The following is a 10,382-nucleotide window of genomic DNA, read 5'->3' as shown; positions in this document are numbered from 1 at the left end:
ATTACGCTTTCCTCTTTCAGAGTCAACCCTGAATTTCAGGATTTTTCTCTTCAACCGACCGGCTGTTTGTGTGAAGTGATTCACATCCGCCGTGTCGATGGAGGCGCATTATAGGGAGTTCTCTGCTGACCGCAATAGAAAAATTGCAGAAAAATGACTGTTTGCTGCATTCCCCAGCAAAACCCCTGGTTATACCCATTTACGCACAGACTTATCCACAAAATGCGCGTTCATTTCCTGGATCTTCTCACTCTGCAAACGATCTTTCAGGGATAAAAGCCGGGCCAGAATTTAAAAAGAAAAATTCGCGAGCGTTGCGCAAACGTTTTCGTTACAATGTCGCCGCAAAATGAGAATGCCCCATAAGGGGCGTTAGCTGAGTTTTTACGCAAATATTCAGCTAACGCTCTCTGTAATCGTCAAATCCAGGGGATTTACCATGCAACAACGTCGTCCAGTCCGCCGCGCTCTGCTCAGTGTTTCTGACAAGGCCGGTATCATCGAATTCGCCCAGGCTCTTTCCGCACGCGGTGTGGAACTGCTGTCTACGGGGGGCACCGCCCGCCTGTTAGCAGAAAAAGGCCTGCCGGTGACCGAAGTTTCCGATTACACCGGTTTCCCGGAAATGATGGATGGACGCGTAAAGACCCTGCATCCAAAAGTACACGGCGGCATCCTCGGCCGTCGCGGCCAGGACGATGCCATTATGGAACAGCACCACATCGCCCCTATCGATATGGTTGTCGTTAACCTGTATCCGTTCGCCGAAACCGTTGCACGCGTTGGTTGCTCGCTGGAAGATGCAGTAGAGAACATCGATATCGGCGGCCCGACCATGGTGCGCTCCGCCGCGAAGAACCATAAAGACGTGGCCATCGTGGTGAAGAGCAGCGACTACGACGCCATTATTAAAGAGATGGACGCTAACGAAGGTTCTTTGACCCTCGACACCCGTTTCGATCTCGCGATTAAAGCCTTCGAACACACCGCCGCCTACGACAGCATGATCGCTAACTACTTCGGCAGCATGGTTCCGGCCTACCACGGTGAAAGCAAAGAAGCCGCCGGTCGCTTCCCGCGTACGCTGAACCTGAACTTCATTAAGAAGCAGGATATGCGCTACGGCGAGAACAGCCACCAGCAAGCTGCCTTCTATATAGAAGAGAATGTGAAAGAAGCGTCCGTTGCCACCGCACAACAGGTGCAGGGCAAAGCGCTCTCTTATAACAACATCGCTGATACCGACGCGGCGCTGGAGTGTGTGAAAGAGTTCAACGAGCCAGCCTGCGTAATCGTCAAGCACGCTAACCCGTGCGGCGTGGCGGTAAGTACCTCTATTCTCGACGCTTACGATCGCGCCTATAAAACCGACCCGACCTCCGCGTTCGGCGGCATTATCGCCTTTAACCGTGAGCTGGATGCGGAAACCGCACAGGCCATCATTTCTCGTCAGTTTGTCGAAGTGATCATCGCCCCATCCGCAAGCGAAGAAGCGCTGAAAATCACCGCTGCCAAGCAGAACGTCCGTGTTCTGACCTGCGGCCAATGGGCAAGCCGCGTTCCGGGCCTGGATTTCAAACGCGTTAACGGTGGCCTGCTGGTTCAGGACAGGGATCTGGGTATGGTGAGTGAAGCTGAACTGCGCGTGGTGTCCAAACGCCAGCCGACCGAGCAGGAGCTGCGTGACGCGCTGTTCTGCTGGAAGGTAGCCAAGTTCGTGAAGTCCAACGCTATTGTGTATGCCAAAGAGAACATGACCATCGGTATAGGCGCAGGCCAGATGAGCCGCGTGTACTCCGCCAAAATCGCCGGGATTAAAGCCGCTGATGAAGGTCTGGAAGTGAAAGGCTCAGCCATGGCTTCCGACGCGTTCTTCCCGTTCCGCGATGGTATTGATGCCGCCGCCGCTGTCGGCGTGAGCTGCGTTATCCAGCCAGGCGGTTCTATCCGTGATGATGAAGTCATTGCCGCTGCCGATGAACACGGTATTGCGATGATCTTCACCGACATGCGCCACTTCCGCCATTAATTCAGGGAGCAGACGATGAAAGTTTTAGTCATTGGTAACGGCGGTCGCGAACACGCGCTGGCCTGGAAAGCCGCACAGTCGCCGCTGGTTGATACCGTTTTTGTCGCACCGGGTAACGCCGGTACCGCGCTGGAGCCCGCGTTGCAGAACGTGGCTATCGGCGTCACAGATATTCCGGCGCTGTTGAGCTTTGCCCAGAACGAGAAGATTGATCTGACCATCGTCGGCCCGGAAGCGCCGCTGGTGATCGGCGTGGTCGATGCGTTCCGCGCGGCGGGTCTGAAGATCTTTGGCCCAACCGAAGGGGCCGCCCAACTGGAAGGCTCCAAAGCGTTCACCAAAGATTTCCTCGCCCGTCACCAGATCCCGACGGCGGAATACCAGAATTTCACCGAAATTGAGCCTGCCCTGGCGTATCTGCGCGAGAAAGGCGCGCCGATCGTCATCAAGGCCGATGGTCTGGCTGCGGGTAAAGGCGTTATCGTGGCGATGACGCTCGAAGAAGCCGAAGCCGCCGTGCAGGACATGCTGGCAGGTAACGCCTTTGGCGATGCAGGCCACCGCATCGTGATTGAAGAGTTCCTCGACGGCGAAGAAGCGAGCTTTATCGTGATGGTCGACGGCGAACACGTGCTGCCGATGGCTACCAGTCAGGACCACAAACGCGTAGGCAACGGCGATACCGGCCCGAACACCGGCGGTATGGGGGCCTACTCACCGGCGCCGGTGGTAACTGATGAAGTGCATCAGCGCACCATGGAACGCATCATCTGGCCAACCGTGAAAGGCATGGCGGCGGAAGGTAACACGTACACCGGCTTCCTGTATGCGGGTCTGATGATCGACAAGCAGGGCAACCCGAAAGTTATCGAGTTCAACTGCCGCTTCGGCGATCCGGAAACCCAGCCGATCATGCTGCGCATGAAGTCGGATCTGGTGGATCTTTGCCTCGCCGCCTGTGACGGCAAGCTGGATGAGAAAACTTCCGAGTGGGACGAGCGCGCTTCATTAGGCGTGGTGATCGCTGCGGGCGGTTATCCGGGCAGCTACAACACCGGCGACGAGATCCACGGTCTGCCGCTGGAAGAAGTGGCTGACGGTAAGGTCTTCCATGCTGGAACCAAACTTGCCGATGACGACCGTGTGCTAACCAGCGGCGGACGCGTCCTGTGCGCCACCGCGCTGGGTCACACCGTGGCTGAGGCGCAGAAACGCGCTTACGCCCTGATGACCGACATCCGCTGGGACGGCAGCTTCAGCCGTAACGACATCGGCTGGCGCGCCATCGAGCGTGAGCAAAACTAACGGCTGAGTTTAGCCAGCAGCGTTTTGCGCGTAATGCCCAATTGGCGGGCGGCTTCCGTTTTGTTGCCGCCCGTTTTTTCCAGCGCCGCCAGAATGATCTCTTTTTCCACATCGACCAACGGTTGGATCTCACCACTGTATTCCGTTTTTATCGGCGTCGCGGCAATAGCGAGAGGCAATTCGCGTTCAGAAATGTATTCTCCCGTTAGCAACACCACCGCCCGCTCGATAGCGTTTTCCAGCTCACGGATATTGCCCGGCCAGTCGTAGTGGATCAGCAGATCCATCGCCTGCGGCGTAAACCCCTTCACCGCTTTGCGGTTACGTTCGGCAAAACGCCGCAGAAAATGGTCTGCCAGTAGCGGAATATCTTCCCGACGCTGGCGCAAAGAAGGCATTTCAATCGCCACCACATTCAGGCGGTAATAGAGATCCTGGCGAAAGCGACCGGCACTCACCTCTTCCGCCAGATCGCGGTGGGTAGCGGCAATTAACCGAACATCCACAGATATCGTCTGGTTACTTCCCACGCGTTGCACTTCGCGCTCCTGAATCGCCCGCAGCAAACGTACCTGCATTAACGGCGAGATATCGCCGATTTCATCAAGAAACAATGTCCCGCCGTCAGCTTCGACAAAGCGTCCCTCCCGACGTTTATCCGCGCCGGTAAACGCGCCTTTTTCGTGTCCGAACAGCTCAGACTCCAGCAGCGATTCATTAAGCGCGGCGCAGTTGAGCGTGACCAGCGGTCTATCGCTCCTGGCGCTACAGGCGTGTAGCGCCCGCGCCACCAGCTCTTTACCCGTGCCGGAGTCTCCGTGAATCAATACCGTGGCGTCTGATGGTGCGACCATCGCGATTTCATTCAGTAAATGTTGCATCGCCGGACTGCTGCCAATCATGCCAAACTGCGCAGCCGACGCCGATGGCAATTCAGCGCCCGTTTCCCGCGTATGCGCCAACGCCTTTTCCAGCGTCTCCTGCAGACGGTCAAAATCCAGCGGTTTAATTAAATAGTCGAGCGCGCCGGCTTTCAACGCCTCTACCGCCGTTTCCACGCTGGAGAATGCCGTCATAATCAAAATCGGAATGGCGGGGTTGAGCGCTTTAATCTCCTTCAGCGTGGCGATACCGTCCATCTCCGCCATACGCACATCGCACAGTACCAGATCAAAGACTTTCTCACGCACCTGAGCCAACGCATCATGCCCACTGTAGGCCAGAGCGACGTTATAGCCCCAACCCCGAAGCAGAGCCTGTAAAATCGTGCAGTGGCTTACATCATCATCCACAACCAGAATATCGATTTTTCCGCGTATCACCCTTGTTAATCCTGTTGTCTCGCTATCACTGGCAACCAGATAGTAAAGACCGCGCCTTTACCCTCAATACTTTTCACCTTAATCGCGCCGCCATGCTGTTCGATGATATTTTGCACCACCGCCAGCCCCAGGCCTGTCCCGTCAGCTTTGGTCGTAAAATAAGGTGTAAAAATCGCCTCCAACTGATCCGGGGCGATCCCTTTCCCGCTATCGGTAACAGTGATGATAACGCGGTCGGTCCCACTGTCTTTTGCCTCTACGGTAATCGTTCCCTGGCGGCCAATCGCATGAATAGCGTTCAGGTACAAATTCAACAGCACCTGAGTCAGCCTGTCCGGGTCAGCCTGAATACGCTTAAGCGTCTCATTCGCCGTGAATCTCAACTGAATCTCTCTGCTTTGGGCATCCTGGCTGACCAGATTCAGGGAGTGAGTAATAATATCATTGAGGTTAACCGTCTGGAGCGTCAGATGCGCGGGCTTTACCAGTTCGAGCAATTCGCTTACCACCCGGTTCAAACGGTCGGCCTCTTTGGCCATCACCTGCGCCAGTTCATGCGACTCGCCGCCGGCTGGCGTGCGCTCGGCAAAGTATTTCGCCAGCCCTTTGATGGACGAGAGCGGGTTACGAATTTCGTGCGCGACGCCCGCCGCCAGATGCCCCATCGCCACCAGCTTTTCTTTACGCTTCATTGCATCAAGCAGTTCTCTGTGCGAGCGCTGATAACGCTGATGCCAAAAAAACGCCAGTAACGTTGCCAACAGCACCGCCGCTAACGCAGACAAAACAATCAGCGTATTACGCCACTCCCTTGCCTGTGTCGCGGCCAGCTCGCTGGCGTCAAAGGCAATAAAAATAGTTTGTTTCGCTGGTTCGTCATCATTGGCGCTACGCGCCATGCCGTGCCCCCTCATACCGTGACCTCTCATACCGAAAAGCGGCTGGAACTGACGGTAAATTTCCAGCGCAGGCACCGTCTCGCCGTTAGCAGCAACGTCGACACGCCGCCAACGCTCCTGCGGCCCGGGGTTTAGTTGATGCATTTCAGATGGGGAATAGAGCGATTTGCCCACCATGCCAGGGTTGCTATGAGTGATGATTACCCCCTGCGCATCCGTTACGGCGAACCACAACACGCCTGGCTGACCCGCCATCTCTTCCAGCAATGTCTGCTGCTGCGCGTGATGCATCCGCATTCCCATACCTACTCGCGTGCCGGACTCCAGAGCGCGAATGAGTACATTTCCCTTTTCCAGCAGCGTCTGCCTGGCGGCAGCGCTCTCACGGCCATAGTCGCGAATGACCATAATGGAAAATAGCCCCACCAGAATGAAGATCGCCGCAGGTAACAGCCGACTCAACCACGTTGCAGCGGCATCTTTATGTAATCGTATAAAACTCACAGGCTTCCCCGGCTCGTTTTTATTTTCCTTACTTAAGCAGAGATCATGCCATTCTGCGCTCCGCATAACCGCGCGTTGTCGCACACCCTTTCGGATACGGGTGGGTAAAAATGACTCGCCAGGCGGGTCATGCGAGTCATTTTTACTCGCTTTTTGCCGCCTGAAGCGGGTTAACTCGCTGCCCGACAAGGAATAGTTACCTGGCACGGAAGATGCAAGAGAGAGGATAAGATGAGCAACAGGAGAACGCAAAATGAAACGGAACAATAAATCAGCTATCGCGCTAATCGCCCTCTCTCTTTTGGCCCTGAGCTCCGGCGCCGCCTTCGCCGGACATCACTGGGGCAACAATGACGGTATGTGGCAACAGGGAGGTAGCCCGTTGACCACGGAACAGCAGGCGACGGCGCAGAAGATTTATGATGATTACTATACGCAGACCAGCGCGCTGCGCCAGCAACTGATATCCAAACGTTATGAATATAACGCGCTACTGACCGCCAGTTCGCCGGATACTGCGAAAATTAATGCGGTTGCCAAAGAGATGGAGTCATTAGGCCAGAAGTTAGATGAGCAACGCGTGAAACGGGATGTCGCGATGGCGCAGGCTGGCATACCACGCGGCGCAGGAATGGGCTATGGCGGTTGCGGCGGCTATGGCGGCGGTTATCATCGCGGCGGCGGTCATATGGGTATGGGAAACTGGTAAAGCATGTTTGCCGAATGGCGGCTTCGCCATTCGGTATTCCATCAAAAGGTTTTCGCTTGCGGCTGCCAGTGACAGAAATCTGAATTCGCCACCAGCAAAAGTTGCGATCCTTCCGGCGCCTCCAGCCATGCTACGCTCACCTCTACCGATGAGCGGTTCTGGCGGCGCTCAATGTGGCTTATTGCCCAGGAATCCAGATCCGGTTTCAGCGTTTCACCTTCACAGGTGGTTACCGTATGGTCGGCGTGCCAGCGTCCCTGGCGTAGTATGACCCGCCCCAGGCGCAAGGCGTCGCTGGTCTGACGGATTTGTTCGGCGCGATAGCGATACAAGGCAATCTGATCGTTGGAAAGCTGCTGCTTCTGCCCCCCAACTTCACGCTGCATAAAACTGAGTTCGCCATGAGCGTCGAAACGCGCGCGAATATGTTCTGGCGGTTTGCTGTAAATATTGAGTTCAATAAGCGAAAGCGTATCACCCTGCCAACGATATTCGCTGGTCGTCGTGCTGCCGCTATGCCACGGGCTAAAAACAGAAAGCAGATGGACTTCATCGTTCGTATCTTTACGCCAGATACGCACCGCGCCGTGATCGCCGGCAAAGCCGCTGGCAGTAAACGGAGGCGGTGAAGCGTTATGACTGCAGGCAGTCAGCAACAGCGCGCCAGAAAACAGAAACGCGCGACGCCAGACAGACAAAAGGGGCTGACGAGCCCCTTCGATAAAACTGTTCACAGCTACGCGTCTTACTTAACTGCGTCTTTCAGCGCTTTACCAGAAACAAACGCCGGTACGTTAGCGGCGGCGATTTTGATTTCTTTACCGGTCTGTGGGTTACGGCCAGTGCGCTCAGCACGGTGGTTCACTTTGAAGGTACCGAAACCAACCAGTTGTACAGCATCGCCTTCTTTCAGAGACTCAGTAATAGCAGCCAGAGTGGATTCCAGAGCAGCTTTAGCCTGGGTTTTGGACAGTTCTGCTTTGTCTGCAATTACATCAATCAGTTGAGTCTTGTTCATAAGTTATCCTTACAATGTGTTTATCGCTTGCTAAGCATCGAGTGCGACGGAAATGCCAGAAAAGCACTCTCCTGCATACACGCACCGATAGCCACTTTTTTTCGCCTCCCAAATGTAGACCAGACGGGGGGCATAAGGGAAGCCTTATGGCACGACAAATCAGACGTTAAATCACGTTTTCTGGTGTCATTGCTGAAAATTTATACCGATATTGCTCTCACCAGCCTCGCGCAGGTCTGCCCTGAGCCCTTTTATCAGTTCAATATCGCGTTCTTCGCAGTCGGCTAAAAGTCGGAATATTTCCCACTGAATATCCCATTCCTGTTCAACGGCAGGGTTCGTTTTGAGCTCCTCATCGGTCATTTCCCGACCAGCCTGAGTCATTTCCAACATCGCCACCGTAGTAATAGAAGTCTTACTAACCTCAATAGCGTGTTCCAGCGTTTCGCCGCTAAGACGAGAATGCATTAATTCGCTTAATGCGACACAGGCATCAATCGCCGGATAAACGCCGTACAGATCATAGTCGTCGGCTGCCGGAATTGCCTCTTCAAACTTCTCCAGTTGGCTATCGAAATTGACCTTTGCATCTTTCACCGTCAGGGTTTCCCAGATCAGATCCAGAATGCGACGGTAGATCTGTCCGTCGCCGAATCCCGTCTGCTTGCAAAACATGGCGTAGTTCGGGTACATGCGCTCGCACAAGCAGGCCATAAAGGTAACGTGCTGCCAGCTTTCCAGCCGCTCCAGACGCAAATGAATCGGGTTTTGTAACATGATGGAATCTCGAATCGGAAATTAGCGGCAGTTTACCTGAATCAGCGCTGAATTTCTTGCCAACGAATAAACGCCGGACGCCCGGAAGCGACGGCATCCGCCCAGCGCGTCGGCTCCGGCAGGCGATACCCTTTCATACAACGCTGTACCCACGCCAGCGCGCTGTCAGTACTGACCCGGTGCCCCGTCGCGATAAACAGCGGATTACAGCGCGCCTTGCTGCGCCATACCCACGCCAGTTGCTCGCCTTTATCCATTAAGGGGCTAAGTGCGCCAGGTTCGGTGGAAAGTGGTTCAAATTTACCGCATAGCCGTTTTTTCGCTACACCGATGGTTGGCACGTCCACCAACAGTCCAAAATGACTGGCGACGCCAAGCCGACGCGGATGCGAAATACCGTGACCGTCCACAAACAGCAAATCGGGCTTTTGCGAGAGCTGTTCCCACGCCGCCAGCAGCGCAGGATATTCACGAAAAGAGAGAAAGCCGGGGATATACGGCATAGTGGTGGCAATACGCGCCACCTTGTACTCTACCAGTTCAAGCGACGGATATTTCAGCAATACCATCGCCGCCCGCGTCACCTCGCCGCCCTGCTCAAAACCGACGTCCGCCCCGCCGATAAACGCTGGCGGATCTTTGTCCAACCGATCTTCGCGGCAAACCGATGAAGCAAGTTCTATCTGTTGAGCGCGTAGCGACGCGAGATCCATACTAACTCCTTAGCTGTGATACTGCGCAGAAAGTCGGTGCACTGCCTCCACAAATGCGCCAGCATGTTCTGGCGGCACATCCTGATGGATGCCATGTCCAAGGTTAAAGACGTGCCCTTCTCCCTGACCGAAACCAGCAAGTATAGTCGCTACCTCGTCTTCGATCCGTGCCGGCGGCGCATACAGCATCGAGGGGTCCATATTGCCCTGCAACGCCACTTTATGGCCAACGCGACGGCGCGCATCGGCGATATCTGTCGTCCAGTCGAGACCCAGCGCGTCGCAGCCGGTTTCCGCCATCGCCTCCAGCCACTGACCGCCACCTTTAGTGAACAGCGTTACCGGCACGCGGCGACCGTCGTTTTCACGCAGCAGGCCATCGACGATTTTATGCATGTAGTAGAGGGAGAACTGCTGGTAATCGCGGCCAGTCAGCACGCCGCCCCAAGTGTCGAAAATCATCACCGACTGCGCGCCCGCTTTGATTTGCGCGTTGAGGTACAGCGTGACGCTTTTCGCCAACTTATCCAGCAGCAGATGCAACGCCTGCGGGTCAGCGTACATCATCTTTTTAATCACCGTGAAGGCTTTGCTACTGCCGCCTTCCACCATGTAAGTCGCCAGCGTCCACGGGCTACCGGAGAAGCCGATCAGCGGAACCTCGCCTTTTAGTTCGCGGCGAATCGTACGCACTGCATTCATCACATAACCCAGTTCATCTTCCGGATCGGGAATGGGCAGCTTATCGACATCGGCTTTGCAGGTGACAGGAGCCGTAAAGCGCGGGCCTTCCCCGGCTTCAAAATAGAGCCCCAGGCCCATCGCGTCCGGAATCGTCAGGATATCCGAGAAAAGGATCGCCGCATCAAGCGGATAACGGCGCAGCGGCTGTAAAGTGACCTCGCAGGCCAGTTCGGCATTTTTGCACAGCGACATAAAATCGCCCGCCTGAGCGCGAGTGGCTTTGTACTCCGGTAGATAACGGCCCGCCTGGCGCATCATCCACACTGGCGTAACATCAACGGGCTGGCGCAGCAGCGCACGTAGATAACGATCGTTTTTGAGTTCGGTCATTTTTACATTCCTTTAGCGTTGATGCGCCCAGT

General features: G+C 55.3%; 10 protein-coding genes. 3 read left to right on the top strand and 7 right to left on the bottom strand.

What is annotated here, in order from left to right:
• Window positions 1-439: 439 nt before the first annotated feature.
• Together purH and purD are read left to right on the top strand one after the other, a co-directional pair.
• A complete protein-coding gene (purH, locus tag NA624_RS22515) occupies window positions 440-2,029 on the top strand; it encodes a bifunctional phosphoribosylaminoimidazolecarboxamide formyltransferase/IMP cyclohydrolase (RefSeq protein WP_001187520.1) in 1,590 nt (529 codons plus the stop codon).
• Window positions 2,030-2,044: 15 nt separating this feature from the next.
• Window positions 2,045-3,334, top strand: a complete 1,290-nt coding sequence (purD, locus tag NA624_RS22510) for a phosphoribosylamine--glycine ligase (protein WP_000866780.1) — start codon at window positions 2,045-2,047, stop codon at window positions 3,332-3,334.
• Here the strand turns inward: purD and zraR are convergent.
• Together zraR and zraS are read right to left on the bottom strand one after the other, a co-directional pair.
• Window positions 3,331-4,656 carry a sigma-54-dependent response regulator transcription factor ZraR gene (gene zraR / locus NA624_RS22505; RefSeq protein WP_000617940.1) on the bottom strand — a complete coding sequence of 442 codons (1,326 nt, stop codon included), beginning with the start codon at window positions 4,654-4,656 and terminating at the stop codon, window positions 3,331-3,333. The two genes, purD and zraR, sit on opposite strands and share 4 nt — an antisense overlap.
• A gap of 5 nt (window positions 4,657-4,661) precedes the next feature.
• Window positions 4,662-6,059: a two-component system sensor histidine kinase ZraS gene (gene zraS, locus NA624_RS22500; RefSeq protein WP_001550243.1), complete on the bottom strand. Its 1,398-nt coding sequence runs from the start codon at window positions 6,057-6,059 to the stop codon at window positions 4,662-4,664.
• 253 nt (window positions 6,060-6,312) lie between these two features.
• Here zraS and zraP point away from each other — a divergent pair, with 253 nt between their 5' ends.
• The gene (zraP, locus tag NA624_RS22495) at window positions 6,313-6,768 is read left to right on the top strand and encodes a zinc resistance sensor/chaperone ZraP (RefSeq protein WP_000828129.1); all 456 of its coding nucleotides are present in this window, start codon (window positions 6,313-6,315) and stop codon (window positions 6,766-6,768) included.
• Window positions 6,769-6,809: 41 nt separating this feature from the next.
• Here zraP and NA624_RS22490 read toward each other — a convergent pair whose 3' ends face one another.
• From NA624_RS22490 to hemE, 5 genes are all read right to left on the bottom strand, one after another.
• On the bottom strand, window positions 6,810-7,502 hold the full coding sequence (locus NA624_RS22490; RefSeq protein WP_001083932.1) for a DUF1481 domain-containing protein: 693 nt from the start codon (window positions 7,500-7,502) through the stop codon (window positions 6,810-6,812).
• Between the two features lie 11 nt (window positions 7,503-7,513).
• Window positions 7,514-7,786, bottom strand: coding sequence for a nucleoid-associated protein HU-alpha (hupA, locus tag NA624_RS22485; RefSeq protein WP_001044509.1), 273 nt, complete (start codon window positions 7,784-7,786; stop codon window positions 7,514-7,516).
• A 186-nt stretch (window positions 7,787-7,972) separates the two neighbouring features.
• Complete coding sequence (locus NA624_RS22480; RefSeq protein ID WP_000940094.1) at window positions 7,973-8,563, bottom strand: YjaG family protein; 591 nt, start codon at window positions 8,561-8,563, stop codon at window positions 7,973-7,975.
• Between the two features lie 41 nt (window positions 8,564-8,604).
• Complete coding sequence (gene nfi / locus NA624_RS22475) at window positions 8,605-9,276, bottom strand: deoxyribonuclease V (RefSeq protein ID WP_000362362.1); 672 nt, start codon at window positions 9,274-9,276, stop codon at window positions 8,605-8,607.
• 9 nt (window positions 9,277-9,285) lie between these two features.
• On the bottom strand, window positions 9,286-10,350 hold the full coding sequence (gene hemE / locus NA624_RS22470; protein ID WP_000137620.1) for a uroporphyrinogen decarboxylase: 1,065 nt from the start codon (window positions 10,348-10,350) through the stop codon (window positions 9,286-9,288).
• Window positions 10,351-10,382: the final 32 nt, after the last annotated feature.

Origin of the sequence: Salmonella sp. NW38, assembly GCF_051807745.1 — a bacterium.
Taxonomy (GTDB): domain Bacteria; phylum Pseudomonadota; class Gammaproteobacteria; order Enterobacterales; family Enterobacteriaceae; genus Salmonella; species Salmonella enterica.
This window is presented reverse-complemented; position numbering and strand designations above follow the sequence as displayed.

Bases quoted from the DNA above. Each gene is read 5' to 3' on its own strand.
- purH (WP_001187520.1), top strand. From the start codon at position 440: ATGCAACAACGTCGTCCAGTCCGCCGCGCTCTGCTCAGTGTTTCTGAC.
- purD (WP_000866780.1), top strand. From the start codon at position 2,045: ATGAAAGTTTTAGTCATTGGTAACGGCGGTCGCGAACACGCGCTGGCC.
- zraP (WP_000828129.1), top strand. From the start codon at position 6,313: ATGAAACGGAACAATAAATCAGCTATCGCGCTAATCGCCCTCTCTCTT.
- hupA (WP_001044509.1), bottom strand. From the start codon at position 7,786: ATGAACAAGACTCAACTGATTGATGTAATTGCAGACAAAGCAGAACTG.
- NA624_RS22480 (WP_000940094.1), bottom strand. From the start codon at position 8,563: ATGTTACAAAACCCGATTCATTTGCGTCTGGAGCGGCTGGAAAGCTGG.
- nfi (WP_000362362.1), bottom strand. From the start codon at position 9,276: ATGGATCTCGCGTCGCTACGCGCTCAACAGATAGAACTTGCTTCATCG.
- hemE (WP_000137620.1), bottom strand. From the start codon at position 10,350: ATGACCGAACTCAAAAACGATCGTTATCTACGTGCGCTGCTGCGCCAG.